The sequence below is a fragment of the Bradyrhizobium sp. 27S5 genome, assembly GCF_037217225.1.
GTDB lineage: Bacteria > Pseudomonadota > Alphaproteobacteria > Rhizobiales > Xanthobacteraceae > Bradyrhizobium > Bradyrhizobium septentrionale.
Genome location: NZ_CP147714.1, coordinates 233,147 through 258,880 on the forward strand (window position 1 = coordinate 233,147; position 25,734 = coordinate 258,880).

A 25,734-nucleotide genomic window follows, 5' to 3' on the forward strand; every position below is an offset into this window, starting at 1 on the left:
CAGCTCCTCAGAAATCAGCTCTTCTGCTTGGCGATGATCTTGTCCTTGATCTTGTCGTAGGTCGCCTGCGGCAGGATGTTCTTCTGCACCAGTTCATCCTTGCCCTTGTAGGGGCGGCCCTTGATGATCGCGGCCGAGTAGGCCTTGCCGACGCCGGGCAGCGCGTCGAGCTGGTCGGTGCTGGCGCTGTTGATGTCGAGCAGGTCGTCCTTCGCCATGCCCGTCGTCTTCAATTCGGGGGCGGCCGCCTTTGGCGCGGGAGCCATCCTGGTCTCGGACTTTGCGGCGGGCGCGGCCGGCTGCGGGGTTTGAGCGAACGACGGCGTGGCCGTCATCATGCCGAGCGTGAGCGCGGTGGCGAGCAGTGAAGCGAGCGTGGTCTTGCGCATATGTCCCCTCCAGAGGAACGTTGATGTCAACGCCAGTGAGTTGGGGCTGCGTTCATGGCGTTGCCATGGCCGCGAAATGAACCGCAGATAAACGTGTCGAATTATTTTGTCGCAGCTTTTCGCGCGCAATCTGTTCGCGCATCCACCGAATGACGACGCGATTATTTGTTCGCGCGCAGCGCCTTCTCGATCTCGGCCTTGAGCACGGTGTTGACGTTGTCAGGCGTCACCGGACCGACCAGCTTGTAGACGATCGTGCCTTCGCGTCCGACCACGAAGGTCTCGGGCACACCATAGACGCCCCATTCGATCGAGGCGCGGCCGTTGCCGTCGACGCCGACGATGCCGAACGGATTGCCGTAGCGGCCGAGGAAGCGCCGCGCATTCTCCGGCGAGTCCTTGTAGTTGATGCCGATGATCTGGAAGCGCTTGTCCTTGCCGAGCTCGGTCAGCAGCGGCGCTTCATCATGACAGGGCACGCACCACGACGCCCAGACATTGACGATGCTGACCTTGCCCTTGAAGGCGGCGGGATCGAGACCTGGCACGGCCGCGCCGTCCCGCACTAGGCCGTCGAGCGCGGGCAGGGCCGTCTGCGGCGCGGGCCGTCCGATCAGTGCCGACGGGATCTTCGAGGGATCCCCCCCATAGAGCCGCAGCAGGAACAGCCCCGCGAGCCCGAGGAAAAAGATGAGCGGCAGCACCACCAGCAGGCGGCGGGTTTGCGGCGGGCCGTTTGTCGCCTGCTCGCTCATCGGATGTCCGCCGCGCTGCGGCCGGAGCGGCGCGTGACGCCGCTGGCCTCGATCTCCCTGAGGCGGGCCTGCTGCAGGCGATAATCGGCGCTGATCCAGACGATCAAAAGCAGTACGACCGCCGCGACCAGCGCATAGGACGTCACGATGAAGGAGGCGTAGGGACCAAGCGACATCGTGTCACGCCGCCCGTTGATTAGCTTGCATCATCTGCAAGCTGCGCACGCGCCGGCGCAGGATCTCGTTGCGCATCGCCGCCAGATGCAGCGTGATGAAGAGCAGCGAAAACGCGATCGCCATCACCAGGAGCGGCCACAGGAACGCCTTGTCGAGCGTCGGTCCGCCCGCGCGAAATACCGAGGCCGGCTGGTGCAGCGTGTTCCACCAGTCGACCGAGAATTTGATGATCGGGATGTTGATCGCGCCGACCAGGGTCAGGACGGCTGCCGCCCGCGCCGCGCGCGACGGGTCCTCGACCGCACGCCACAGCGCCATCAGGCCGAGATACATCAGGAACAGGATCAGCACCGAGGTCAGGCGGGCATCCCATTCCCAGTAGGTGCCCCACATCGGCCGGCCCCATAGCGAGCCGGTGACCAGCGCGAGGAAGGTGAAGGCGGCGCCGATCGGAGCAGCGGCCTTTGCCGCGACGTCGGCCAGCGGATGCCGCCACACCAGCGTGCCGAGCGCGGCCACGCTCATGACGCCCCAGACGAACATCGACAGCCACGCATTCGGCACGTGGATGAACATGATCTTCACCGTGGCGCCCTGCTGATAGTCATCGGGTGCCATGGCCGACCCGTAGAGCCCGATCGCGAGCAGGATCGCGGTCAGGCCCACGAGCCATGGCAGGATCCGCGCGGTCAGCGCCAGGAACTTGGTCGGGTTGGCGAGGTCGGTCAGCGTCATGGCACCCTGATAGTCGTCCGATGTGCCGCAGGCAATTGGCCGTACTGCTCTCGTCGAGATTTGATCCGGCTCATTTCAGTCCAGCCCATGCCGCAGGCTCGCGGCGGCGGCAAACGGGCCGATCACCAAGCTGGCAAGTGACAGCGCGCAGAGGATCGAGAACGGTGTTCCAAAGGGCAGCGCCCCCGATATCGCGGCCTGGGAGGCCGCAACACCGAAGATCAGCACCGGGATCGACAGCGGCAGCACCAGCACCGCGAGCAGCAGGCCGCCGCGATGCAGCGTCACCGCCAATGCCGCGCCGATCATGCCGGTGAAGGTCAGCGCCGGTGTTCCCGCCAGCAGGGTCGCCGCCACCGCAAGTGTCGCCGTGCCGTCGAGATTGAGCAGCAGGCCGAGCACCGGCGTCGCGATGATCAGCGGCAGGCCGGCGGCGATCCAATGCGCCAGCGCCTTGGCCGCGCAGGCGAGTTCCAGCTGCGTCCGGCTCATCACGATGAGGTCGAGCGAGCCGTCCTCATGATCGGCCGTGAACAACCGGTCGAGGGTGAGCAGGCTCGCCAGCAGCGCGCCGAGCCAAAGAATGGCCGGGCCGAGCCGTGACAGCAGCGCCAAGTCCGGCCCGACCGCGAACGGCATCAGCACCGTGACGGTGAGGAAGAACAAGACCCCGATCAGCGCGCCGCCGCCAACGCGCAGCGCGATGCGGATGTCGCGCCGGATCAATGCGGCAAGCGCGCTCATGCCGCGCCTCCGCGGTGGTCGCCGTGTGAATCCACGTCGTGCCGCGCACTCGCTGCGCTCCCTCCCCCCTTGCGGGGGAGGGCGGGGGAGAGGGGTAGCCCCGGGCGAGATCGTTGATAGACACCTCGCTCGGGCAATCTCGGTCCAGCGTCGTTTAGGGATAGGCGGAAAGAGCACGTCGTGTGGCACCCCTCTCCCTGACCCTCCCCCGCAAGGGGGGAGGCGACGGAGAGACCTGTGCTTAGTGACAAGAGGCGTCGCGCGCTCATGCCGCGCCTCCCATCCGCAGGTCGCGCGCGGCGATGCCGAGCGGCAGATGGGTCGCTGCGACGATCAGGCCGCCGCCGGCGAGGTGATCGCGCATCAGGCCGACGAACAGCTCCTGTCCGGCCGCATCGAGCGCCGATGTCGGCTCGTCCAACAGCCAGACCGGCCGCCGCACCGAGAGCAGGCGCGCGATCGACAGGCGGCGGCGCTGGCCGGCGGAGAGGTAGGCCGCCGGCAGATGCGCGGCGTGGTCGAGCGCCACGGCGGCAAGGCAGCCTCCGGCGTCCCGGGTCTCGCCACCGAGGAAATCCCGCCAGAAGGAAAGATTTTCCGCCACGCTGAGCGCCGGCTTCAGGGCGTCGCGGTGACCGAGATAGTGGGCCTGTTCGGGCAGGCTGAGCTCGGCGTCGCCGCCTTCGAGCACGATCGAACCCTCGGCGGGAACCAGCAGCCCGGCGATCACGCGCAGCAGCGAGGTCTTGCCCGCGCCGTTGGGACCGGTGATGGCGAGCGCCTCGCCGGCTGTGGCCGACAGATCGAGGCCGGAAAACACCTCGCGTCCGCCGCGCACGCATTTCAGATTTCGTCCGGAGAGCTGCATGGTTCGTCTTGTCACAGCCCTCTGAAATCTTTCGCTACCGCGTGAGAATTTTTGGGTCGCGCAACGCTGTCGCACGCTTGTCGGTGTGGCGGTGCTTCTAGAAAGGTTCTATAAGCCCGGAACTTGATGCAGCACACACAATCGGCGGCCGCAAGCCATCCAGGCCATCCCTCGGCCAGTGTCGTTCGCCGGTGTTTAGTTACCCTTGCCGGGTATAACTGAAAAATTGGGATTCCTCGCATGACCTCGCTCGACAGCTTCAAATGCCGCAAGACCATGAAGGTCGGCGGCAAGTCCTACGTCTATTACAGCCTGCCCCAGGCAGAGAAGAACGGACTGAAGGGAATTTCGAAGCTGCCCTATTCGATGAAGGTTCTGCTCGAGAACCTGCTGCGCAACGAGGATGGCCGCACCGTCAAGAAGGAAGACATTGTTGCGGTGTCGAAGTGGCTGAAGAAGCGCCAGCTCGAGCACGAAATCGCCTTCCGCCCGGCGCGCGTGCTGATGCAGGATTTCACCGGCGTCCCGGCCGTGGTCGATCTCGCGGCGATGCGCAACGCGATGCAGAACCTCGGCGGCGATGCCGAGAAGATCAACCCGCTGGTGCCGGTCGACCTCGTCATCGACCACTCGGTGATCGTCAACTTCTTCGGTGACAACAAGGCGTTCGCGAAGAACGTCACCGAGGAATACAAGCAGAACCAGGAGCGCTACGAGTTCCTGAAGTGGGGCCAGAAGGCGTTCTCGAACTTCTCGGTGGTGCCGCCCGGCACCGGCATCTGCCACCAGGTCAATCTCGAATATCTCGCGCAGACGGTGTGGACCAAGAAGGAGAAGATGACGGTCGGCAAGAAGACCGGCACCTTCGAGGTCGCCTATCCGGACTCGCTGGTCGGCACCGACTCGCACACCACGATGGTCAACGGCCTCGCCGTGCTCGGCTGGGGCGTCGGCGGCATCGAGGCGGAGGCCTGCATGCTTGGCCAGCCGCTGTCGATGCTGCTGCCTGAGGTGGTCGGCTTCAAGCTCAAGGGCCAGCTCAAGGAAGGCGTCACCGCGACCGACCTGGTGCTGACCGTCACCCAGATGCTGCGCAAGCTCGGCGTGGTCGGCAAGTTCGTGGAGTTCTTCGGCCCCGGCCTCGATTTCCTGTCGGTCGCGGACAAGGCGACCATCGGCAACATGGCGCCCGAATACGGCGCGACCTGCGGCTTCTTCCCGGTCGATGCCGCGACCATCGATTACCTGAAGACCTCGGGCCGCAAGGCCGATCGCGTCAAGCTGGTTCAGGCCTACGCCAAGGCGCAGGGTCTGTTCCGCACCGCCAAGTCGGCCGATCCGGTGTTCACCACCACGCTGACGCTCGACCTCGCCGACGTCGTGCCGTCGATGGCCGGACCGAAGCGCCCGGAAGGCCGCATCGCGCTGCCGGCAGTGTCGACCGGTTTCGCCACCGCGCTGGTCAACGAGTACAAGAAGCCCGAGGGTGAATCCAAGCGCTTCGCCGTCGAGGGCCGCGACTTCGATCTCGGCCATGGCGACGTCGTGATCGCGGCGATCACCTCCTGCACCAACACCTCGAATCCGAGCGTGCTGATCGGCGCTGGCCTCTTGGCGCGCAAGGCGGCCGCCAAGGGCCTGAAGGCCAAGCCGTGGGTGAAGACCTCGCTCGCGCCGGGCAGCCAGGTGGTGGCGGAATATCTCGCCAATTCCGGCCTGCAGACCGATCTCGACAAGGTCGGCTTCAACCTGGTCGGCTTCGGCTGCACGACGTGCATCGGCAACTCCGGCCCGCTGCCGGAAGACATCTCGAAGTCGATCAACGAGAACGGCATCGTTGCCGCCGCCGTGCTGTCGGGCAACCGCAACTTCGAAGGCCGCGTCTCGCCGGACGTGCAGGCGAACTACCTCGCCTCGCCGCCGCTGGTGGTCGCGCATGCACTTGCCGGCACCGTGACGAAGGATCTGGCGGTCGAGCCGATCGGCATCGGCAAGGATGGCAAGCCGGTGTTCCTGAAGGACATCTGGCCGACCACCAAGGAGATCAACACCTTCATGAAGAAGTACGTCACCGCGACGATCTTCAAGAAGAAGTACGCCGACGTGTTCAAGGGCGATACCAACTGGCGCAAGATCAAGACCACGGAAAGCGAGACCTATCGCTGGAACATGAGCTCGACCTATGTGCAGAACCCGCCCTATTTCGAAGGCATGAAGAAGCAGCCGGACCCGGTCATCGACGTGGTCGACGCGCGGATCCTGGCGATGTTCGGCGACAAGATCACCACCGATCACATCTCCCCGGCCGGTTCGATCAAGCTGACCTCGCCCGCCGGCAAGTTCCTCAGCGAGCACCAGGTGCGTCCCGCCGACTTCAACCAGTACGGCACCCGGCGCGGCAACCACGAAGTGATGATGCGCGGCACTTTCGCCAACATCCGCATCAAGAACTTCATGCTGAAGGGCGCCGACGGCAATATTCCGGAGGGCGGTCTGACCAAGCACTGGCCCGACGGCGAGCAGATGTCGATCTACGACGCCGCGATGAAGTACCAGCAGGAGGAAGTGCCGCTGGTGGTGTTCGCCGGCGCCGAATACGGCAACGGCTCGTCGCGCGACTGGGCCGCCAAGGGCACGCGCCTGCTCGGCGTGCGCGCGGTGATCTGCCAGAGCTTCGAGCGCATCCATCGCTCCAACCTGGTCGGCATGGGCGTGCTCCCGCTCACCTTCCAGGACGGCACGTCGTGGTCCTCGCTCGGCCTGAAGGGCGACGAGAAGGTCACGATCCGCGGGCTGCAGGGCGACCTGAAGCCGCGCCAGATCCTGACCGCGGAGATCGTCTCCGGCGACGGCGGCAAGCGGGACGTCCCGCTGCTCTGCCGCATCGATACGCTGGACGAGCTCGATTACTATCGCAACGGCGGCATCCTGCACTATGTGCTGCGCAAACTCGCGGCCTAACGCGGATTTGTGATCGGTGCCTCACCGCTTAGTGAGTGGCGACTAAAAAGAAGGCGGCCTATGACAAGGCCGCTTTCTCGCGTTTTTGGGGCACGCAAGTTCAGGGACAGGCTTCATGCTCCGTACAATTACGGATGGAAATCATCACGACTGGTTCGCAGTATGACAGCGATGATGGCCTATAATTCGATCTCGCGATGGTCCAGCGCTCTTGGTATTTGCGCGATCGTTGCGGTCATCCGCCCCGCTCACGCCGATCCGCGTGCTGTCGTCGAACTCTTCACCTCGCAGGGGTGCTCGTCCTGTCCGCCCGCGGACAAGATCATCGGTGATCTCGCCAAGGACCCCAACGTCATCGCGCTGAGCATGCCGATCGACTATTGGGACTATCTCGGCTGGAAGGACACACTGGCCGATTCCCGTTTCAGCGCGCGCCAGAAAGCCTATTCGCACATGCGCGGCGATCGCGACGTCTACACGCCGCAGGCCGTGATCAATGGCTCCGCGCATGTGATCGGCAGCGATCGGGCGAGCATCGAGAGCGCCATCAAGGACACCGAGAAGAGCGGCAGCGTGATGTCGGTGCCGGTGACGCTGACGCTGACCGGCAAGCAGATCAACGTTTCGGTGGCCGCGTCGAAGTCGCCCGCAGTGTCGCGCGGCGAAGTCTGGATCTGCTCGATCTCGAAGTCGGTGCCGATCTCGATCGCGCGCGGCGAGAACCGCGGCCAGGAGATCACCTACCATAACGTGGTGCGCAATCTCCTGAAGGTCGGTGACTGGAACGGTTCGTCCGGGAGCTGGACCGTGCCGTTGGAGAACATCACGCGAGATGGCGTCGACGCTGCGGCGGTGTACGTCCAGGACGGCAATCGCGACAAGCCGGGCCCGATGCTCGGCGCCGCTTTCACCTCGCTTCGCTAGCGCCTCGCGGCGCCAGTATCCGTCGGTCGCGCCATTGGGCGACACGCAGCTTGTCGTGCAGCCCACGCGGGAGGCGGCCGACAACCATCCAGAGATATACTGAAACGAAAGCGGTGAGCCTCTGCGCACGCCGCGATCGCGCGCGGCGGAGCAGGTTCCCAAAAACAAAAAGGACCAACTTTCGTTGGCCCAGTGTTGGGATTAACTCCCCTGCGAACAGGCCCGATCCCGACGGCCCCGGGGGGCTGGGGGCTGAGGAATCCGGAACCGAAAGGACCGGGCCAACGCAGGATTTTCCTTTCGCAGGGCAGCGGGGCGGGCGATGGGCGGAAGTGGGGCAGCAATATGATTCCGCTAACGTTCCCGTGACTCTCTGGTTTTCCGGATAATCCGCCGCGCCAGACCGTGGTTAAGACCCGGTTGCATCGCGAATGGCCCCTTGCAGGCCCCCTCGCTTAGCGCAATCATGTCAGCGTTGTGACGATCCCGAAAAGGGGGACCGGCTTTCGGACCATGATCGTCACTGGGATGACAGGAGGCGCTCGATGAGTCTGATCTCGGAGGACACTGATCCGAGCGGGAGCCGCGCCGCGGCGCGCCCCGCCGCCGCGATCCCGCAGCCCAACCGCGTGACCTTCAATCGACTAGAGCTCAACCGCATTCTCAATCTCTACGGCCGCATGGTCGCCGACGGCGAGTGGCGCGACTATGCGATCGACTTCCTGAAGGACCGTGCCGTGTTCTCGGTGTTTCGGCGCGCGTCCGAAATGCCGATCTACCGGATCGAGAAGGATCCCCGGCTCGCGCGCAAGCAGGGCATGTACAGCGTGATTTCGGCGACGGGCCTGATCCTGCGCCGCGGCCATGAACTCGAACGCGTGCTGCTGGTGATCGACCGCAAGCTGTCGCTGGTCTAGCCCCACCTCCCCTTGAAAAGGGGAGGTCGCTTTGCTCGTCAGAGCAAAGCGGGTGGGGATTTGCTCTCTCCGCACACAGCGTCGCCCGTGGCTGACCCCCATCCCGACCTTCCCCCTTTCAGGGGGAAGGGGAAGATAGATTATCCCGGATTGCGCTGCGCTCCATCCTGGCTACGAATTGTCGCTCAATCCGCCGGCACGGTCGCGCCGCCTTCGCCGAGCGCGCGCTGCATCATCACGGTGTCGAGCCAGCGGCCGAATTTCAGGCCGACGCCCGGGTGTGTCCCGATCATCTCAAAGCCGCAGCGGCGGTGCAGTCCGATCGAGCCGGCATTGGCCGAATCCCCGATCACCGCGATCATCTGCCGGAAGCCGCGCGCGTCGCATTCGGCGATCAGGCGCTCCATCAGCTTGAGGCCGACGCCGCGGCGATGGAGCGCAGGATCCAGATAAACCGAGTTCTCGACCGTGAAGCGATAGGCTGGCCGCGGCCGGTAGGGGCCGGCATAGGCATAGCCGGCGACGCGGCCGTCGAGTACGGCAACGAAATAGGGGAAGCCGCCATCGATCAGCGCCCTGTAGCGGCGGGTCATCTCGGCGAGGTCGGGCGGGATCAGCTCGAAGGTCGCAGTGCCGAACCGCACCGCCTGCTCATAGATCGCCGTGATCGAGGGCAGGTCCGCCTCGGCGGTCGGCCTGATTACCGGATTGGACACCGCAGGATTGGACATGGTGCGACAGTATTTTTGCTCCGCGCAAAAGAAAAGCCCCGGCCGCTAGGGCCGGGGCTTGGGTCGATTCCTTCGCTCGAGGCGCTTAGTCGCGCTGGCCGAGCAGCTGCAGCAGCAGCGTGAACAGGTTGATGAAGTTCAGGTAGAGCGACAGCGCACCAGTGATTGCCGCGCGCTCTGCCATCACGCCACCCTGCGAGGCGTAGCCGTAGATGTAGTCGTTCTTCAGCCGCTGGGTGTCCCAGGCGGTGAGGCCCGCGAACACCAGCACGCCGACCACCGAGACGATGAACTGCAGCGCCGAGCTCGCCAGGAACAGGTTGACCAGGCTCGCGATGATGATGCCGATCAGGCCCATGAACAGGAACGAGCCCATGCCGCTCATGTCACGCTTGGTGGTGTAGCCGTAAAGGCTCAGCGCACCGAACGTCGCCGCGGTGATGAAGAACACGCGCACGATCGAGGTGTGCGTGTACACCAGGAAGATCGACGACAGCGACAGGCCCATCAGTGCCGAGAACACCCAGAACAGGAGTTGGGCGGTCGCGGGCTGCAGACGGTTGATGCCTGCCGAGATGACGAACACCATCGCAAGAGGGGCGAGGATGAACAGCCACTTCAGCGGGCTCACGAACATCGCGTAGCCGAACTGCGTCAGATAGGCGTTGCCGAACTTGGCAACGGCGGCGGACTGGTCGCTGGTCACCGCACCCATGTAGACGCCGAGCGCGGCCAGGCCGGTGATGGCGAGGCCGATGCTCATGTAGTTGTAGATGCGCAGCATGTAGGCGCGCAGACCGGCGTCGACGGCCGCAGCGTCAATGCGCCCGGCGGCCCGGCCGAAAGGAGAAGCGTAATTGCGGTCTAGGTCCGACATGGTCGAATTCCCGTGGTTGGTCCCGGTGGAGCGCAAGGGATTTGCGGCGCCGGTCGTAAATCTATCTCAGATGGCTCGGTTTGCGGAACATTAATTCCGTGTCATTCAGACGAGCATCCGGCTCGATTGGTATGTGGGAAATTAACACATCCGACGCAAGCTTCCACGCGCGGCCGAATGTCGCTCTGAGCGAACAGTATAGGGAAAAACGGCCTCGGTGCCGCTACAAATTGTCACAAATTCCGCAGCACCGAGGCCGGCTTCTGGTTCAGCGCGAGCAGCGTTCCGGCCAGCCCCAACCCAACCGTGACGATCAGCGCGGCGACCACGACCAGCGCGGCGCTACTGGCCTGCCAGACGAAACTCAGCGTCATCAGTCGCGTCACGATCAGCCAGGCCGCGATCGAACCGGCGATCACCCCGAACAAAGCGGTTGCAAAACCGATCATCAGATACTCTAGCGCGTAGGCCCCGAGCAGCCGCACCCGCGTGGCGCCGAGAGTCTTGAGAATCACGGCGTCGTAGACGCGGTGGCGGTGACCTGCGGCGAGCGCGCCGCCCAGCACCAGGATCGCCGAGATCAGCGTCACCGCGCTGGCGCCGCGGATCGCCAGCACCAGATTGCTGACCACGCTGCCGACCGTCTCCAGCGCCTCGCGGACCCGCACGCTGGTCACCATCGGGAACGCGTCGGCGACCTGCTTGATGATGCGCGCATCGTCTCCGTTGTCGGCATGCGGCTCCGTCAGGGTCGCGACGTGGCTGTGCGGCGCGCCCCTGAAGGCGTTCGGCGAGAACACCAGCACGAAGTTGATGCCGAGCCCCTGCCAGTCGATGTTGCGCAGGTTGGCGATCTTCGCCGCCACGTCGCGGCCGAGCACGTTGACCACGATCTCGTCGCCGATCTTCAGGTCCAGGCCGTCGGCGATCTTCTTCTCCATCGAGACCAGCGGTGGTCCGCTGTAGTCCGGCCCCCACCATTCGCCCTCGACGATCTTCGAGCCCTTGGGAATCTTGCCGGTGTAGGTCAGGCCGCGGTCGCTCTGCAGCACCCATTCCGAATCGACTGACGGCTTGAGCTGGTCGCCCTTGACGCCGCGGGCGGCGACGATGCGCCCGCGCAGCATCGGCACGTCCTCGACGGTCGAGCCAGGCGCGATCTGCGACAGGAAGGCGGCAAAGCGGTCGGCCTCGGTGGAGGGGATGTCGATGAAGAAGAACGACGGCGCCCGGTCCGGCAGCGCGGCCAAAAATTGCCGGCGCAGATTGCCGTCGATCTGGGTGATGGTGACGAGCACGGCGAGCCCGAGCCCCAGCGACAGCACGACCGACGGCGTCAGCGCGCCCGGCCGGTGGATGTTGGCGATTGCAAGCCGCAGCATGGTGATGCGGCTGCGCGGCAGCCGGCGCGCCACCGCCATCAGGATTTCGGCGATCCCGCGCAACAGCAGGAACACCGCGATCGAGGCGACGACGAAGACGGTCGCGACCCGCTTGTCATAGGCAAGTCCGATCGCAACCCCGACCAGGAGCGCGATCACCACGGCCATCAGCGCCAGATAGCTCCAGCGCGGGCGGTGCCACTCGCTGGTGATGGTCTCGCGGAACAGCGCCGCGACCGGCACGTCATGCACCCGGCCGAGCGGCCACAGCCCGAACGCCAGCGCGGTGAGCTGGCCGTAGAGGAAGGAAAGCGCAAGCTCGTCGGGATGCAGCGCGGGCACCACCGGCAGCGGCAGCAGCTTGCCGAACAGGCCGACGATGACGAAGGGCAGCGTGGCGCCGAGCACGAGCCCGATCACCGAACCGATCCCGGCCAGCACCACCACCTGCGTGCAGTAGATCGTGAAGACGTCGCGGCCGGTGGCGCCGAGCGCCTTGAACGAGGCGATGACGTCGCGGCGCCGGTCGATATGGCTCTTCACGGCATTGGCGACGCCGACGCCGCCGACCAGCAGCGCGGCAAGGCCGACCAGGGTCAGGAACTGGGTGAAGCGGTTGATGGTGCGCTCAAGCTGCGGCGAGGCGTTGTTGCGGCTGCGGACCTCCCAGCCGGCCTCCGGCGCCGCAGCCCGCGCGCCGTCGATCAGCGCGGTGGTGGCGCGATCGTCGTTGGCGCCGTCGGGCAGCTTCACCCGGTAGATCCAGCGCACCAGGCTGCCCGGTTGCAGCAGGTCGGTGGCGCGCAGGCTCGCTTCGCTGATCAGGAAGCGCGGGCCGAGGCCGACACCGCCGGCGAGCTTGTCCGGCTCGGCCGCCACCACGCTGCGGATCTGGTAGGTCGCGCTGCCGATCGTGACGCGGTCGCCGAGCTTGAGGTCGAGCCGCGCCAGCAGCGTTGAATCGGCAGCCGCGCCATAGACGCCGTCGCGCTCGGCAAGCAGATCGGCGACCGGCATGTTCGGCTCGAGCGTCAGTTCGCCGAGCAACGGATATTTGCCGTCGACCGCCTTGAGCTCGACCAGCGCCAGCTTGCCGTCGCCGCTGCGCGCCATCGCGCGGAGCGTGGCCGCGACCGAAACCTCGCCGCGCGTGCGCAGGTAGGCGACCTCGTCGGGCTTGGCCTCGCGCGAGATCAGCGAGAACGCGACGTCGCCGCCGAGCAACGTGCGCCCCTCGCGCGACAGGCCGTCGCCGAGGCTTGCTGCGACCGATCCGACGCCGGCGATCGCCATCACGCCGAGCGCGATGCAGGCGATGAAGACGTAGAAGCCGCGCAGGCCGCCGCGCAATTCGCGCAGCGCGTAACGGATGGCAAGCGACGACGCGCGGCTCTGCAGCGCGACTTCGGACGCGATGCTCATGTCGTGGATTGTCCGTCGATGCGGCCGGAGCGCAGCCGCACGACGCGGTCGCAACGTTGCGCGAGCGCGAGGTCGTGCGTCACCAGCACCAGCGTCATGCCGCGCTCGGCGTGCTTGGTGAACAGCAAATCGACGATCTGCTTTCCCGTCGTCTCGTCGAGATTTCCGGTCGGCTCGTCGGCGACGAGGATCGCAGGATCAGGCGCGAGCGCACGCGCGATGGCGACGCGCTGCTGCTCGCCGCCGGACAATTGCGTCGGATAGTGATGCAGGCGTTCGCCGAGCCCGACCGATTGCAGCTCCTGCGCGGCGCGCGCGGCGGCATCGGGATTGCCGGCGAGCTCGAGCGGCACCGCGACGTTCTCCAGCGCGGTCATGGTCGGGATCAGATGGAACGACTGGAAGACGATGCCAACCTGGCGGCCGCGGAAGCGCGCCAGCGCATCTTCATCGAGGGCATTGAACGAGGTGCCGTTGACGACCACTTCTCCACTGTCAGGACGTTCAAGCCCCGCCATCACCATCAGCAAGGTCGACTTGCCCGAGCCTGACGGGCCGATCAGCCCGATGGCCTCACCCGCTGCCACACGAAGGCTGATATCTTTGAGGATATGAACCCGTGCCGCGCCGGTGCCGAGCGAGAGATTGACGTTCCTGACGGCAATGGTGTCCGGCTCGACGTCGGTCAGTGAAGAGGATTCGATGAGACTGTCCATGGTTCGGTCATATGGCACTTCCGCGGCTGCGGTCGAGGGCCGGTTGAGAATCTTCGTGCACATACTCGTGTTGCTTATGGGCTTGATGACGGCGGCAAGCGCGCAGACCGGCGGACCGGAGAAGGGCCCCGCGGGAGGTTCGGCGAAACCCATCAAAATGGTGGTCCTGGGCGATTCCCTGAGCGCCGGTTATGGTCTCCCGGGCCCGGCGGCGTTCCCGGTCCGGCTGCAAAAGGCCTTGGAAGCCAAGGGGATAAAGGTCGAGATGACCAATGCCGGGGTGTCCGGCGACACCGCCTCGGGCGGCCGCGAGCGGCTCGACTGGTCGGTGGCTGACGGAACCGATGCGGTGATCGTCGAGCTCGGCGCCAACGATGCCTTGCGCGGCATCGATCCCGCGGTCACGCGTGCCGCGCTCTCCGACATCATCACAAAGTTGCAGGCGCGCAAGATCGCCGTGCTCTTGTGCGGCATGCTGGCGCCGCCGAACTATGGCAGCGACTATGCAGCGAAGTTCAACGCGATCTATCCGGCGCTGTCGAAATCGCTCGGCGTGCCGCTCTATCCATTCTTCCTCGATGGGGTTGCTGCCGATGCCAAGCTCAACCAGGCCGACGGCATGCATCCGACGGCAGCGGGCGTGGACATCGTCGTGAACAACATGCTGCCCACGGTGGAGGCATTTCTCGGCGCATTATCAGGGCAACGCAGCTGAATCGCAGGCAGTGAGCCGTGTGGTGTCCGTAGGTTTACGAGCTGTTAACCGGTCATGCTTCGCAGAGTCACATATCTCGGGTACAAATAGGCATCGGTGATTCGTCACCGGGGTCTGTTACAGGGTGCGGGCTCCCAAAACTCGCGCCAAGCATCGAGGATTATTGCGATGCCGCGTCTGTTCACTGGACTGGAAATTCCGGCCGAAATCGGCCAAACCCTCTCCAGCTTGCGTGGCGGCCTTCCCGGCGCACGCTGGATCGATCCCGAAAATTATCACGTCACTCTGCGCTTCATCGGCGACATCGATGGCATGTGGGCCAACGAGATCGCAACGATGCTGTTCCGGGTGAACCGCAAGCCGTTCGAGGTCAAACTGCAAGGCCTGTCGAGCTTCGGCGGACGCAAGCCGCGCGCGGTGGTTGCCGCCGTCGAGCCGAGCCGTCCGCTGATCGAACTGCAGGCCGAGCTCGAGCGGATGATGCAGCGGATGGGGCTCGATCCCGAGGGCAGGAAATTCACGCCACATGTCACGCTTGCGCGTTTGCATGACGCGTCGAGCCAGGACGTCGCGGATTATCTGTCCGTGCGCGGCTACTTCCCGAGCCGCAGCTTCCTGGCGGACCGCTTCGTGCTGTTCTCGTCGCGGGCGTCGACAGGCGGCGGCCCCTACGTGGTCGAGGATTCCTACGCGCTCTGCGCGTAAGGCATCGCAGATCGCGGCTTGAGGTGTCAGGCAGTGGCCCGTGCGGTCGGCCGTGGTATGCAAGGGCTCGCGCTTGCATACCCGTTGCCCGCATGGCCGTTGGCACAATTCCCGACTTGCATTTTTCCGCGCACTAGGGCCGTAAGGTGGGCCCATGCTGTCCACCTCGCCGAATTCGTTCCTCGAACACTACAACGCCCTGGTCGCCTCCGGCGCGATCGAGGCCGATCCTGCGCAGGCCCGCGCCGCCGAAGCGTTCGGCGCGCTGGACGAGCGGCTCGCGAGCTACAAGCCGCAGCGCAAGCAGGGCCTGTTCGGACGGTTGTTCGGCGGCGACAAGGACGACAAGCCGCCGCGCGGCCTCTACGTCCATGGCGAGGTCGGCCGCGGCAAGACCATGCTGATGGATCTGTTCTTCCAGCAGAGTCCGGTCGAGCACAAGCGCCGCGCGCACTTCCACGAATTCATGGCCGAGGCGCATGAGCGCATCTTCGGCTATCGTCAGCAGATCGCGCGCGGCGAGATCGCGGACGGCGACGTGATCGGGCTCACCGCGCAGGCGATCTTCGACGAGGCCTGGCTGCTCTGCTTCGACGAATTCCACGTCACCGACATTGCGGACGCGATGATCCTCGGGCGGCTGTTCGCAAAGCTGTTCGATCTCGGCACCGTCGTGGTCGCGACGTCGAACGTTGCGCCAGACGACCTCTACAAGGGCGGGCTCAATCGCGCGCTGTTCCTGCCGTTCATCGCGCAGATATCAGACCACATGGATGTGCTGCGGCTCGACGCGCGCACCGACTTCCGGCTCGAGAAGCTCGTCGGCGTGAAGATGTGGCTGGTGCCCGCGGATGAGGCGGCTCGCGATGCGCTCAATGCGGCGTGGCGCAAGATGACCGGCAACGCGCCGTGCAAGGCGCGCCTTATCGAGATCAAGAAGCGTCTGCTGACTGTGCCGTGCTCGTCGCATGGCGTCGCGCGCTTTGCCTTCGCCGATATCTGCGAGAAGCCGCTTGCCGCGTCCGATTACCTCAGGCTCGCGCACGACTACCACACGATCCTGATCGACCACATTCCGGTGATGGATTACGCCGAGCGCAATGCCGCCAAGCGCTTCATCTCGCTGATCGACACGCTCTATGACAATGCCGTGAAGTTGATGGCCTCGGCCGAGGCCGATCCGGTGTCGCTGTACCTTGCGGAAGACGGCATCGAGGCGATGGAATTCAAGCGCACATCCTCGCGCCTGATCGAAATGAGCTCGGAATCCTATTTGGCCCTGCCGCATGGCCGGAAGGACTCCTCCGCAAGCGGCTCGTCGACCGGCCTGGTCGAGACCTGAATTCAGCCTTGATATTCGCTCTTGCGCGCGGTTCGGTTCGGAGCAACTTTCCGTGTCTCCGGGACGGATGTTGCTGGCATGCCTGATCGAATTCCAGGCAGGGCCCGCAATCGGGCAGGCCGCGACTTGAATGGATCATTCGAAAGGGATAACCACCCCTGCAACCGACTTCCCTCCCTCCTGCACCCAGTTCAAAGGACTGATTTCCCATGGCACGCGACAAGATTGCTCTGATTGGCTCCGGACAGATCGGCGGAACACTGGCGCACCTCGTTGGCCTCAAGGAACTCGGAGACGTCGTGCTGTTCGATATTGCCGAGGGCGTGCCGCAGGGCAAGGCGCTCGACATCGCGCAGTCGTCGCCGGTCGACGGTTTCGACTCCAATCTGGTCGGCGCCAACTCCTATGAGGCGCTCGACGGCGCCAAGGTCTGCATCGTTACCGCGGGCGTGCCGCGCAAGCCGGGCATGAGCCGCGACGATCTCCTGTCGATCAACCTCAAGGTCATGGAGCAGGTCGGCGCCGGCATCAAGAAGTACGCCCCCGACGCCTTCGTCATCTGCATCACCAACCCGCTGGATGCGATGGTGTGGGCGCTGCAGAAGGCCTCGGGCCTGCCGCACAAGAAGGTGGTCGGCATGGCCGGCGTGCTCGACTCCGCGCGTTTCCGCTACTTCCTGGCCGACGAATTCAACGTCTCGGTCGAAGACGTCACCGCCTTCGTGCTCGGCGGTCACGGCGACACCATGGTGCCGCTGACCCGCTACTCGACCGTTGCCGGCATCCCGCTGCCCGACCTCGTCAAGATGGGCTGGACCTCGCAGGCGCGGATCGACGAGATCGTCGATCGCACCCGCAATGGCGGCGCCGAGATCGTCAATCTGCTCAAGACCGGCTCCGCCTTCTACGCGCCGGCGGCGTCGGCGATCCAGATGGCCGAGAGCTATCTGAAGGACAAGAAGCGCGTGCTGCCTTGCGCCGCCTATCTCAACGGCGAGTACGGCGTGAAGGACATGTATGTCGGCGTACCTACGGTGATCGGCTCCAAGGGTGTCGAGCGCATCGTCGAGATCGAGCTGGCCGGCAAGGATCGCGAAGCCTTCGACAAGTCGGTCGGCGCGGTGCAGGGCCTGGTCGATGCCTGCAAGAAGATCGCGCCCGATCTGCTCGGCAAGTAATCTGAGTTAGCAATGGCCCGATAGGCGATTTCGATTGCCTGTCGGGTGCAAGGTGATGAAATTCCGGCGAATTTTCTAGTTGCACGAGCCTTGGTATATGGTATGCCAGATCAAGGCTGACGTGAAGTTCGCCGCACGAGGGTTTGGGAGCGACGATCCATGAATATCCATGAATACCAGGCCAAGGCTCTGCTGCATGAATTCGGCGTGCCGATCTCGCGCGGCGTGCCGGTGCTGAAGGCTGACGAAGCCGACGCGGCGGCCAAGCAGCTTCCCGGCCCGATCTGGGTGGTGAAGAGCCAGATCCATGCCGGCGGCCGCGGCAAGGGCAAGTTCAAGGAAGCATCCGCGGGCGACAAGGGCGGTGTCCGGATCGCCAAATCGGTCGCCGAGGTCGACGCGTTCGCCAAGCAGATGCTCGGCGCGACGCTGGTCACGGTGCAGACCGGCCCGCACGGCAAGCAGGTCAACCGCCTCTACATCGAGGAAGGCTCCGAGATCGACAAGGAGTTCTATCTCTCGATCCTGGTCAATCGCGAGACCTCCGAAATCTCCTTCGTGGTGTCGACCGAAGGCGGCGTCAACATCGAAGAGGTCGCGCATTCGACCCCGGAAAAGATCGTCTCGTTCTCGGTCGATCCCGCCACCGGCATCATGCCGCACCACGGTCGCACCGTCGCCGAGGCGCTGAAGCTGAAGGGCGATCTTGCCAAGCAGGCCGAGAAGCTGACCGGTCAGCTCTACACAGCGTTCGCCGCCAAGGACATGGCGATGCTCGAGATCAACCCGCTCGTCGTCACCAAGCAGGGCCAGCTCCGCGTGCTCGACGCCAAGGTGTCGTTCGACAGCAACGCGCTCTATCGTCACCCGGACGTGGTCGCGCTGCGCGACGAGACCGAGGAGGACGCCAAGGAAATCGAGGCGTCGAAATTCGACCTCAACTATGTCGCGCTCGACGGCACGATCGGCTGCATGGTCAACGGCGCCGGCCTCGCCATGGCGACCATGGATATCATCAAGCTCTACGGCATGGAGCCAGCGAACTTCCTCGACGTCGGCGGCGGCGCCAGCGTTGAGAAGGTCGCGGCCGCGTTCAAGATCATCACCGCCGATCCGAACGTGAAGGGCATCCTGGTCAACATCTTCGGCGGCATCATGAAGTGCGACGTGATTGCCGAAGGCGTGGTCGCCGCGGTGAAGCAGGTCGGCCTCAAGGTGCCGCTGGTGGTGCGCCTTGAAGGCACCAATGTCGAGCAGGGCAAGAAGATCATCCGCGAGAGCGGCCTCAACGTCCTGCCCGCCGACAATCTTGATGACGCTGCACAGAAAATCGTGAAAGCCGTCAAGGGAGGCTAACGATGGCCGGTCATCTCGACGCTCCGACACCGCTTGATGAACACCGCAAGCTCGCGGTTTTCGCGGGCGAGTGGAATGGAGAAGAGATGGTCTATCCGTCGCGCTGGATCGCGGGCGGTCCGGCGAGCTCGCATGTCGTCGCGCGCATCGCGCTCAACGGTTTCTACCTGATCCAGGACAGCGTGCAGACCCGCGACGGCAAGGAGAGCTTCGCCACCCACGGCGTCTTCACCTACGACCGCGACGATCGGGCCTACAAATTGTTCTGGCACGATTCGCTCGGCTACTACCCGCCGTCGCCGGCGTCCGGCGGCTGGGCGGGCAAGTCGTTGATCCTGGTGCGTGGTTCGTTGCGCGGCAACGCCCGTCATGTCTACGAGGTCGTCGACGACAACACCTACAACATGAAAATCCAATTCTCGCCTGACGCGGAAGGGTGGGCCGACGTGCTCACCGGCGTCTACCGGCGTGTTCACTGAAACCCTTCACCGCTCGTCTCGCGAAAGCATCCCATGTCCATTCTGATCGACAAGAACACCAAGGTCATCTGCCAGGGCTTCACCGGCAAGAACGGTACATTCCATTCGGAAGCGGCGATCGCTTACGGCACCAAGATGGTCGGCGGCGTGGCGCCGGGCAAAGGCGGCTCGACCCATCTCAGCCTGCCGGTGTTCGACACCGTCGCGGAAGCGCGCGCGAAGACCGGTGCCTATGCCAGCGTGGTCTATGTGCCGCCGCCGGGCGCGGCGGATGCGATCTGCGAGGCGATCGATGCGGAGATCCCGCTGATCGTCTGCATCACCGAGGGCATTCCGGTGCTCGACATGGTGCGTGTCAAGCGCTCGCTGTCGGGCTCCAAGTCGCGGCTGATCGGGCCGAACTGCCCGGGCGTGATGACCGCCGGCGAATGCAAGATCGGCATCATGCCGGCCAATATCTTCAAGCCCGGCTCCGTCGGCATTGTCTCCCGCTCCGGCACCCTGACCTATGAGGCGGTGTTCCAGACCACCCAGGAGGGCCTCGGCCAGACCACTGCGGTCGGCATCGGCGGCGATCCGGTCAAGGGCACCGAGTTCATCGATGTGCTGGAGATGTTCCTGGCCGACGAGAAGACCAAGTCGATTGTCATGATCGGCGAGATCGGCGGCTCCGCCGAGGAAGACGCCGCCCAGTTCCTCAAGGACGAGGCCAAGCGCGGCCGCAAGAAGCCGACGGTTGGCTTCATCGCTGGTGTCACGGCACCTCCCGGCCGCCGCATGGGCCATGCCGGTGCGATCATCTCAGGCGGCAAGGGCGACGCCGGCTCCAAGACCGCGGCGATGGAAGCGGCCGGCATCAGGGTGTCGCCGTCGCCGGCGCGGCTCGGGCACACGCTCGCAGAGATGCTGAAGTAACCGCCTTCCGGCGAGGTTCCCTTCGGGTTATGGCGCGGTTTCCGGCGGGTTCCCGTCCGGGAACCGCGCTTTTTTGCGCGTCTTACCGCCGATTGAGCGGATCAATAAAATATGAAAATATATTCATTTCTTGGTTCTTTTAGGCAGGAATATCTGTCTTAGATAGGGTAAAGGGTAACGACCCAGCCGGCGCTCTTCTCAGACCGGCACTTGCGCCGTCTTCCACGCGCGAACCGAAAAAAATCACCAGGACTGCCCCATGTCTCGCCAAGACGCGAACGCCGCTTTTGCTCTCTCATCCTTCCTGCAGGGTACCAACGCCGCCTACATCGACGACCTCTACGCCCGCTACGAGCAGGACCCGTCGTCGGTCGACGCCGAATGGCAGGATTTCTTCAAGAGCCTGAAGGACGCCCCGACCGACGTCCAGAAGAACGCCGAGGGCGCCTCGTGGGGCCGCGACAACTGGCCGGTGACGCCGCGCGATGAGCTGACCTCGGCGCTCGACGGCAACTGGGCCCAGGTCGAGAAGGCGGTCGGCACCAAGCTCGCCGCCAAGGCGCAGGCCAAGGGCGCCGCGCTCTCCGACACCGACGTGAATCAGGCCACCCGCGATTCGGTTCGCGCCCTGATGCTGATCCGCGCCTACCGCATGCGCGGCCATTTCCACGCCAAGCTCGACCCGCTGGGCATCGAAGCGCCGCGCGACCGCGAGGAACTCGACCCGCGCTCCTACGGCTTCACCGAGGCGGACTTCGATCGCAAGATCTTCCTCGACCACGTGCTCGGCCTCGAATACGGCACGCTGCGCGAGATCGTGCAGATCTGCGAGCGCACCTATTGCCAGACGCTCGGCGTCGAGTTCATGCACATTTCCAACGCCGCGCAGAAGGCGTGGATCCAGGAGCGCATCGAGGGACCGGACAAGGAGATCAGCTTCACGCCGGAGGGACGCCGGGCGATCCTCAACAAGCTGATCGAGGCGGACGGCTTTGAGAAGTTCTGCGACACCAAGTTCACCGGCACCAAGCGTTTTGGTCTCGACGGCGGCGAATCGCTGATCCCGGCGCTCGAGCAGATCATCAAGCGCGGCGGCAATCTCGGCGTGAAGGAGATCGTGGTCGGCATGCCGCATCGCGGCCGTCTCAACGTGCTGACCCAGGTGATGGGCAAATCGCACCGCGCGCTGTTCCATGAATTCAAGGGCGGTTCGGCCAACCCGGACTCGGTCGAAGGCTCCGGCGACGTCAAGTATCACCTTGGCGCCTCCTCGGACCGCGAGTTCGACGGCAACAACATCCATCTGTCGCTGACCGCCAATCCGTCGCATCTCGAGATCGTCGATCCCGTCGTGATGGGCAAGGTGCGCGCCAAGCAGGATCAGCACGGCGATCCGCCCGACATGCGCATCTCGGTGCTGCCGCTCCTGATGCACGGCGACGCGGCGTTCGCGGGCCAGGGCGTGGTGGCGGAATGCTTCAGCCTGTCCGACCTGAAGGGTTACCGCACCGGCGGCTCGCTGCACTTCATCGTCAACAATCAGATCGGCTTCACCACCTATCCGCGCTACTCGCGTTCGTCGCCCTATCCGTCCGACGTGGCGAAGATGATCGACGCGCCGATCTTCCACGTGAATGGCGACGATCCGGAGGCCGTGGTGTTCGCGGCCAAGGTCGCGATCGAGTTCCGGCAGAAATTCCACAAGCCGGTCGTCATCGACATGTTCTGCTACCGTCGCCACGGCCACAACGAGGGCGACGAGCCGGCGTTCACCCAGCCGGTGATGTACAAGCGGATCGCCTCGCATCCGTCGACGCTGGAGATCTACGCCAAGCGGCTGGTCGCCGACGGCGTGCTGACCGAGGGCGAGGTCGAGAAGGCCAAGGCCGACTGGCGCGCACGGCTCGACGCCGAGCTCGAAGCCGGTGCCGGCTACAAGCCGAACAAGGCCGACTGGCTCGACGGCAAGTGGGCCGGGTTCAAGTCGGCCGATCAGGAAGAAGACGCGCGCCGTGGCGTCACCGGGGTCGATGTCGCCGTGCTCAAGGACATCGGCCGCAAGATCACCAAGGTGCCGGACGGCTTCCGCGCCCACCGCACCATCCAGCGCTTCCTCGACAATCGCGCCAAGGCGATCGACACCGGCGTCGGCATCGACTGGGCGACCGGCGAGGCGCTGGCGTTCTGCACATTGCTGCAGGAAGGCCATCATGTGCGCCTGTCCGGCCAGGATTCCGAACGCGGCACCTTCTCGCAGCGCCATTCGGTCCTGATCGACCAGGAGGACGAGAGCCGCTACACGCCGTTCAACCATCTCGGCGGCGAGGATACCGGCCACTACGAGGTCATCAACTCGCTGCTGTCGGAAGAGGCGGTGCTCGGCTTCGAGTACGGCTACTCGCTCGCCGAGCCGAATGCACTGACGCTCTGGGAAGCGCAGTTCGGCGATTTCGCCAATGGTGCGCAGGTGGTGTTTGACCAGTTCATCTCCTCGGGCGAACGCAAATGGCTGCGCATGTCAGGCCTCGTCTGCCTGCTGCCGCACGGCTACGAAGGGCAGGGACCGGAGCACTCCTCCGCGCGCCTCGAGCGTTACCTGCAGATGTGCGCCGAGGACAACATGCAGGTGGTCTATCCGACCACGCCGGCGAACTACTTCCACGCGCTGCGGCGCCAGCTGCATCGCGAAATCCGCAAGCCGCTGATCCTGATGACGCCGAAATCGCTGCTGCGTCACAAGCGCGCCGTGTCGCGGCTCGACGAACTCGGCGAGAACGCCACGTTCCACCGCATCCTGTACGATGACGCGCAGATGCTGCCGGACGAGAAGATCAAGCTAGTGCCCGACGACAAGATCCGTCGCGTCGTGCTGTGCTCCGGCAAGGTCTATTACGATCTGTACGAGGAGCGCGAGAAGCGCGGCACCGACGACATCTATCTGATGCGCATCGAGCAGCTGTATCCGGTTCCGCTGAAGGCGCTGGTGCAGGAGCTCGGCCGCTTCAAGAATGCCGAGGTGGTCTGGTGCCAGGAAGAGCCGCGCAACATGGGCTCCTGGCACTTCATCGAGCCTTACCTGGAATGGGTGCTGAACCAGATCCACGCAGCCAACAGGCGGCCGCGCTATGCCGGCCGCCCGGCTTCGGCGGCGACCGCCACCGGCCTGATGTCGAAGCATCTGGCGCAGCTCAAGGCGCTGCTCGACGACGCACTGAACTAACGATCTTCACCAACACCATGCCCCGCGAAAGCGGGGCATCCGGTATCCCGTCATCCAGCACAAGCGCTGTCGTCACGGAGTACCGGATCGTTCGCTTTGGCGGCGGTGGCGAGACAAGTTTTACGACCGCAAGGTTATCGGGGAAAAGACCATGACTGAAATTCGCGTTCCAACGCTCGGGGAATCCGTGACCGAGGCCACGATCGGCCGCTGGTTCAAGAAGGCCGGTGAGGCCGTCGCGGTGGACGAACCGTTGGTGGAGCTGGAAACCGACAAGGTCACCATCGAGGTGCCCGCGCCGGTCGCCGGCACGCTCGGCGAGATCATCGCCAAGGATGGCGAGACCGTCGCCGTCGGTGCGCTGCTCGGCCAGATCAATGACGGCGCTGTTGCGGCCAAGCCTGCTGCCGCTGCCCCCGCCAAGGCTGCCGCGCCGGCTGCGGCGGCCGCTGCCGCGCCTGCCCTTGCCGCGCCAAAAGTGCCGCCGGCGGATGCGCCGCTCGCGCCTTCGGTGCGCAAGCTGTCCGCTGAAAGTGGCGTCGATGCCACCACGGTCCCCGGTTCGGGCAAGGACGGCCGCGTCACCAAGGGCGACATGCTGGCCGCGATCGAGAAAGCCGCCTCGGCGCCGACCCCGGTCAACCAGCCGGCCGCCGCGGTGCAGGTGCGTGCCCCGTCGCCGGCCGACGACGCCGCGCGTGAGGAGCGGGTGAAGATGACCCGGCTGCGCCAAACCATCGCGCGCCGCCTGAAGGACGTGCAAAACACCGCGGCGATGCTGACGACCTTCAACGAGGTCGACATGACCGAGGTGATGAAGCTGCGCGCCCTCTACAAGGACACGTTCGAGAAGAAGCACGGCTCGAAGCTCGGCTTCATGGGCTTCTTCACCAAGGCGGTCGTGCAGGGCTTGAAGGACATTCCCGCCGTCAACGCCGAGATCGACGGCTCCGACCTGATCTACAAGAACTACTATCACATCGGCGTTGCGGTCGGCACCGACCGCGGCCTGGTGGTGCCGGTGGTGCGCGACTGCGACCACAAGTCGATCGCCGAGATCGAGAAGGGAATCGCCGATTTCGGCCGCCGCGCCCGCGACGGCCAGCTCAAGATCGACGAGATGCAGGGCGGCACCTTCACCATCACCAATGGCGGCATCTACGGCTCGCTGATGTCGACGCCGATCCTCAACGCGCCGCAGTCCGGCATCCTCGGCATGCACAAGATTCAGGAGCGGCCGATGGTGGTCGGCGGCAAGATCGAGGTGCGGCCGATGATGTATCTGGCGCTGTCCTACGATCACCGCGTGATCGACGGCAAGGAAGCGGTCACCTTCCTGGTGCGCGTCAAGGAGAGCCTGGAGGATCCGGCCCGCCTGGTGCTGGACCTGTAAGGTCATTCGCGCGCGACGCCCGATTACCTCGGGCGTCGCGTTCTGTTGGGTGCTTACATTTGGGGATCAATGTGACGGATAAGGTCGTTGTCATCACCGGCGGTAGCCGCGGCATCGGCCGCGCCACCGCGCTCGCTGCTGCCGCGCGCGGCTATCGCATCGTGGTCGGCTATGCGTCCAATCAGGCGGCGGCCAATGAGGTCGTCGCCGCGATCGAGGCCAAGAACGGCAAGGCGATCGCAGTGAAATGCGACGTCGGCAGCGAGCAGGACATCCTGGCGCTGTTCAAGGCCGCAGACAGCTTCGGAACGCTCGGCGCGCTCGTCAACAATGCCGGCATCGTCGGCAAGAGCGGTGTGCGTGTCGACGAGATGTCGGCCGAGCGCATCCAGCAGATGATGGCGGTCAACGTCACCGGCAGCATTCTGTGCGCGCGCGAGGCGGTGAAGCGGATGTCGACCAAGCACGGCGGCGAGGGCGGCGTCATCGTCAACCTCTCCTCGGTCGCGGCGCGGCTCGGCGCGCCCAACACCTATGTCGACTATGCCGCCTCCAAGGGGGCGATCGATTCCTTCACGGTCGGCCTCGGCTACGAGGTCGCGGGTGAAGGCATCCGCGTCGCCGGAATCCGGCCCGGGCTGATCGATACCGACATCCACGCCGCGGGCGGCGAGCCCGATCGCGCCCATCGGCTCGCCCATATGGTGCCGATGAAGCGCGTCGGCACCGCCGACGAGATCGCCAACGCCATCGTCTGGCTGATCTCGGACGAGGCCTCCTACGTCACCAGCGCGATCCTCGACGTGTCGGGCGGTCGCTAGAGCGTTTTCGCG

23 protein-coding genes are annotated in these 25,734 nt (G+C 64.9%); 13 read left to right on the plus strand and 10 right to left on the minus strand.

Going from position 1 to position 25,734, the window contains the following annotated elements; all coding sequences use genetic code 11:
- Positions 1 to 14: 14 nt before the first annotated feature.
- From WDM24_RS01145 to ccmA, 6 genes are all read right to left on the minus strand, one after another.
- Positions 15 to 389: a helix-hairpin-helix domain-containing protein gene (locus WDM24_RS01145; protein WP_338693609.1), complete on the minus strand. Its 375-nt coding sequence runs from the start codon at positions 387 to 389 to the stop codon at positions 15 to 17.
- Positions 390 to 550: 161 nt separating this feature from the next.
- Entirely contained in the window at positions 551 to 1,144 is a 594-nt protein-coding gene (locus WDM24_RS01150; RefSeq protein ID WP_338693607.1) for a DsbE family thiol:disulfide interchange protein, read from the minus strand.
- A complete protein-coding gene (gene ccmD, locus WDM24_RS01155) occupies positions 1,141 to 1,320 on the minus strand; it encodes a heme exporter protein CcmD (protein WP_166300578.1) in 180 nt (59 codons plus the stop codon). The genes WDM24_RS01150 and ccmD overlap by 4 nt, the downstream gene beginning before the upstream one ends.
- 4 nt (positions 1,321 to 1,324) lie before the next feature.
- Entirely contained in the window at positions 1,325 to 2,056 is a 732-nt protein-coding gene (locus WDM24_RS01160; RefSeq protein ID WP_166300580.1) for a heme ABC transporter permease, read from the minus strand.
- Between the two features lie 75 nt (positions 2,057 to 2,131).
- Positions 2,132 to 2,800 carry a heme exporter protein CcmB gene (gene ccmB, locus WDM24_RS01165; protein ID WP_338830127.1) on the minus strand — a complete coding sequence of 223 codons (669 nt, stop codon included), beginning with the start codon at positions 2,798 to 2,800 and terminating at the stop codon, positions 2,132 to 2,134.
- Between the two features lie 265 nt (positions 2,801 to 3,065).
- Positions 3,066 to 3,668 (minus strand): heme ABC exporter ATP-binding protein CcmA, encoded by a 603-nt coding sequence (gene ccmA / locus WDM24_RS01170; protein ID WP_338830128.1) that lies wholly within the window; start codon positions 3,666 to 3,668, stop codon positions 3,066 to 3,068.
- A gap of 240 nt (positions 3,669 to 3,908) precedes the next feature.
- On the opposite strand from ccmA, the gene acnA reads away from it, so the two are divergent.
- From acnA to WDM24_RS01185, 3 genes are all read left to right on the plus strand, one after another.
- Positions 3,909 to 6,629 (plus strand): aconitate hydratase AcnA, encoded by a 2,721-nt coding sequence (gene acnA, locus WDM24_RS01175; protein WP_338830129.1) that lies wholly within the window; start codon positions 3,909 to 3,911, stop codon positions 6,627 to 6,629.
- A gap of 162 nt (positions 6,630 to 6,791) precedes the next feature.
- On the plus strand, positions 6,792 to 7,553 hold the full coding sequence (locus WDM24_RS01180) for a DUF1223 domain-containing protein (protein WP_166213274.1): 762 nt from the start codon (positions 6,792 to 6,794) through the stop codon (positions 7,551 to 7,553).
- A 545-nt stretch (positions 7,554 to 8,098) separates the two neighbouring features.
- Positions 8,099 to 8,470, plus strand: a complete 372-nt coding sequence (locus WDM24_RS01185) for a DUF2794 domain-containing protein (protein ID WP_338830130.1) — start codon at positions 8,099 to 8,101, stop codon at positions 8,468 to 8,470.
- Positions 8,471 to 8,655: 185 nt separating this feature from the next.
- Here WDM24_RS01185 and WDM24_RS01190 read toward each other — a convergent pair whose 3' ends face one another.
- From WDM24_RS01190 to WDM24_RS01205, 4 genes are all read right to left on the minus strand, one after another.
- Positions 8,656 to 9,186 carry a GNAT family N-acetyltransferase gene (locus WDM24_RS01190; protein ID WP_166300589.1) on the minus strand — a complete coding sequence of 177 codons (531 nt, stop codon included), beginning with the start codon at positions 9,184 to 9,186 and terminating at the stop codon, positions 8,656 to 8,658.
- Positions 9,187 to 9,286: 100 nt separating this feature from the next.
- Entirely contained in the window at positions 9,287 to 10,078 is a 792-nt protein-coding gene (locus tag WDM24_RS01195) for a Bax inhibitor-1/YccA family protein (RefSeq protein WP_029081319.1), read from the minus strand.
- Positions 10,079 to 10,311: 233 nt separating this feature from the next.
- Positions 10,312 to 12,882, minus strand: a complete 2,571-nt coding sequence (locus WDM24_RS01200; protein ID WP_338830132.1) for an ABC transporter permease — start codon at positions 12,880 to 12,882, stop codon at positions 10,312 to 10,314.
- On the minus strand, positions 12,879 to 13,598 hold the full coding sequence (locus WDM24_RS01205; RefSeq protein ID WP_028336302.1) for an ABC transporter ATP-binding protein: 720 nt from the start codon (positions 13,596 to 13,598) through the stop codon (positions 12,879 to 12,881). Before WDM24_RS01205 ends, WDM24_RS01200 begins: the two co-directional genes overlap by 4 nt.
- Before the next feature lie 55 nt (positions 13,599 to 13,653).
- Between WDM24_RS01205 and WDM24_RS01210 the strand changes: the two genes are divergently transcribed.
- From WDM24_RS01210 to WDM24_RS01255, 10 genes are all read left to right on the plus strand, one after another.
- A complete protein-coding gene (locus tag WDM24_RS01210) occupies positions 13,654 to 14,313 on the plus strand; it encodes an arylesterase (RefSeq protein WP_414645799.1) in 660 nt (219 codons plus the stop codon).
- 168 nt (positions 14,314 to 14,481) lie between these two features.
- A complete protein-coding gene (gene thpR, locus WDM24_RS01215) occupies positions 14,482 to 15,018 on the plus strand; it encodes an RNA 2',3'-cyclic phosphodiesterase (protein ID WP_166213279.1) in 537 nt (178 codons plus the stop codon).
- Between the two features lie 154 nt (positions 15,019 to 15,172).
- Positions 15,173 to 16,360 (plus strand): cell division protein ZapE, encoded by a 1,188-nt coding sequence (gene zapE, locus WDM24_RS01220; RefSeq protein ID WP_338830133.1) that lies wholly within the window; start codon positions 15,173 to 15,175, stop codon positions 16,358 to 16,360.
- A gap of 209 nt (positions 16,361 to 16,569) precedes the next feature.
- Positions 16,570 to 17,538, plus strand: coding sequence for a malate dehydrogenase (mdh, locus tag WDM24_RS01225; RefSeq protein ID WP_163150794.1), 969 nt, complete (start codon positions 16,570 to 16,572; stop codon positions 17,536 to 17,538).
- 159 nt (positions 17,539 to 17,697) lie between these two features.
- On the plus strand, positions 17,698 to 18,894 hold the full coding sequence (sucC, locus tag WDM24_RS01230; protein WP_338830136.1) for an ADP-forming succinate--CoA ligase subunit beta: 1,197 nt from the start codon (positions 17,698 to 17,700) through the stop codon (positions 18,892 to 18,894).
- 2 nt (positions 18,895 to 18,896) lie between these two features.
- Positions 18,897 to 19,373 carry a DUF1579 family protein gene (locus WDM24_RS01235; RefSeq protein ID WP_338830137.1) on the plus strand — a complete coding sequence of 159 codons (477 nt, stop codon included), beginning with the start codon at positions 18,897 to 18,899 and terminating at the stop codon, positions 19,371 to 19,373.
- Positions 19,374 to 19,406: 33 nt separating this feature from the next.
- Entirely contained in the window at positions 19,407 to 20,288 is an 882-nt protein-coding gene (gene sucD, locus WDM24_RS01240; protein ID WP_338830138.1) for a succinate--CoA ligase subunit alpha, read from the plus strand.
- Positions 20,289 to 20,547: 259 nt separating this feature from the next.
- Positions 20,548 to 23,508, plus strand: a complete 2,961-nt coding sequence (locus WDM24_RS01245; protein ID WP_338830139.1) for a 2-oxoglutarate dehydrogenase E1 component — start codon at positions 20,548 to 20,550, stop codon at positions 23,506 to 23,508.
- Between the two features lie 151 nt (positions 23,509 to 23,659).
- Positions 23,660 to 24,901, plus strand: coding sequence for a 2-oxoglutarate dehydrogenase complex dihydrolipoyllysine-residue succinyltransferase (odhB, locus tag WDM24_RS01250; protein ID WP_338830140.1), 1,242 nt, complete (start codon positions 23,660 to 23,662; stop codon positions 24,899 to 24,901).
- 71 nt (positions 24,902 to 24,972) lie between these two features.
- Positions 24,973 to 25,722 (plus strand): SDR family oxidoreductase, encoded by a 750-nt coding sequence (locus tag WDM24_RS01255; protein ID WP_166300606.1) that lies wholly within the window; start codon positions 24,973 to 24,975, stop codon positions 25,720 to 25,722.
- Positions 25,723 to 25,734: the final 12 nt, after the last annotated feature.

Bases quoted from the DNA above. Each gene is read 5' to 3' on its own strand.
- WDM24_RS01145 (WP_338693609.1), bottom strand. From the start codon at position 389: ATGCGCAAGACCACGCTCGCTTCACTGCTCGCCACCGCGCTCACGCTC.
- WDM24_RS01150 (WP_338693607.1), bottom strand. From the start codon at position 1,144: ATGAGCGAGCAGGCGACAAACGGCCCGCCGCAAACCCGCCGCCTGCTG.
- ccmD (WP_166300578.1), bottom strand. From the start codon at position 1,320: ATGTCGCTTGGTCCCTACGCCTCCTTCATCGTGACGTCCTATGCGCTG.
- WDM24_RS01160 (WP_166300580.1), bottom strand. From the start codon at position 2,056: ATGACGCTGACCGACCTCGCCAACCCGACCAAGTTCCTGGCGCTGACC.
- ccmB (WP_338830127.1), bottom strand. From the start codon at position 2,800: ATGAGCGCGCTTGCCGCATTGATCCGGCGCGACATCCGCATCGCGCTG.
- ccmA (WP_338830128.1), bottom strand. From the start codon at position 3,668: ATGCAGCTCTCCGGACGAAATCTGAAATGCGTGCGCGGCGGACGCGAG.
- acnA (WP_338830129.1), top strand. From the start codon at position 3,909: ATGACCTCGCTCGACAGCTTCAAATGCCGCAAGACCATGAAGGTCGGC.
- WDM24_RS01180 (WP_166213274.1), top strand. From the start codon at position 6,792: ATGACAGCGATGATGGCCTATAATTCGATCTCGCGATGGTCCAGCGCT.
- WDM24_RS01185 (WP_338830130.1), top strand. From the start codon at position 8,099: ATGAGTCTGATCTCGGAGGACACTGATCCGAGCGGGAGCCGCGCCGCG.
- WDM24_RS01195 (WP_029081319.1), bottom strand. From the start codon at position 10,078: ATGTCGGACCTAGACCGCAATTACGCTTCTCCTTTCGGCCGGGCCGCC.
- WDM24_RS01200 (WP_338830132.1), bottom strand. From the start codon at position 12,882: ATGAGCATCGCGTCCGAAGTCGCGCTGCAGAGCCGCGCGTCGTCGCTT.
- WDM24_RS01205 (WP_028336302.1), bottom strand. From the start codon at position 13,598: ATGGACAGTCTCATCGAATCCTCTTCACTGACCGACGTCGAGCCGGAC.
- thpR (WP_166213279.1), top strand. From the start codon at position 14,482: ATGCCGCGTCTGTTCACTGGACTGGAAATTCCGGCCGAAATCGGCCAA.
- zapE (WP_338830133.1), top strand. From the start codon at position 15,173: ATGCTGTCCACCTCGCCGAATTCGTTCCTCGAACACTACAACGCCCTG.
- mdh (WP_163150794.1), top strand. From the start codon at position 16,570: ATGGCACGCGACAAGATTGCTCTGATTGGCTCCGGACAGATCGGCGGA.
- sucC (WP_338830136.1), top strand. From the start codon at position 17,698: ATGAATATCCATGAATACCAGGCCAAGGCTCTGCTGCATGAATTCGGC.
- WDM24_RS01235 (WP_338830137.1), top strand. From the start codon at position 18,897: ATGGCCGGTCATCTCGACGCTCCGACACCGCTTGATGAACACCGCAAG.
- sucD (WP_338830138.1), top strand. From the start codon at position 19,407: ATGTCCATTCTGATCGACAAGAACACCAAGGTCATCTGCCAGGGCTTC.
- WDM24_RS01245 (WP_338830139.1), top strand. From the start codon at position 20,548: ATGTCTCGCCAAGACGCGAACGCCGCTTTTGCTCTCTCATCCTTCCTG.
- odhB (WP_338830140.1), top strand. From the start codon at position 23,660: ATGACTGAAATTCGCGTTCCAACGCTCGGGGAATCCGTGACCGAGGCC.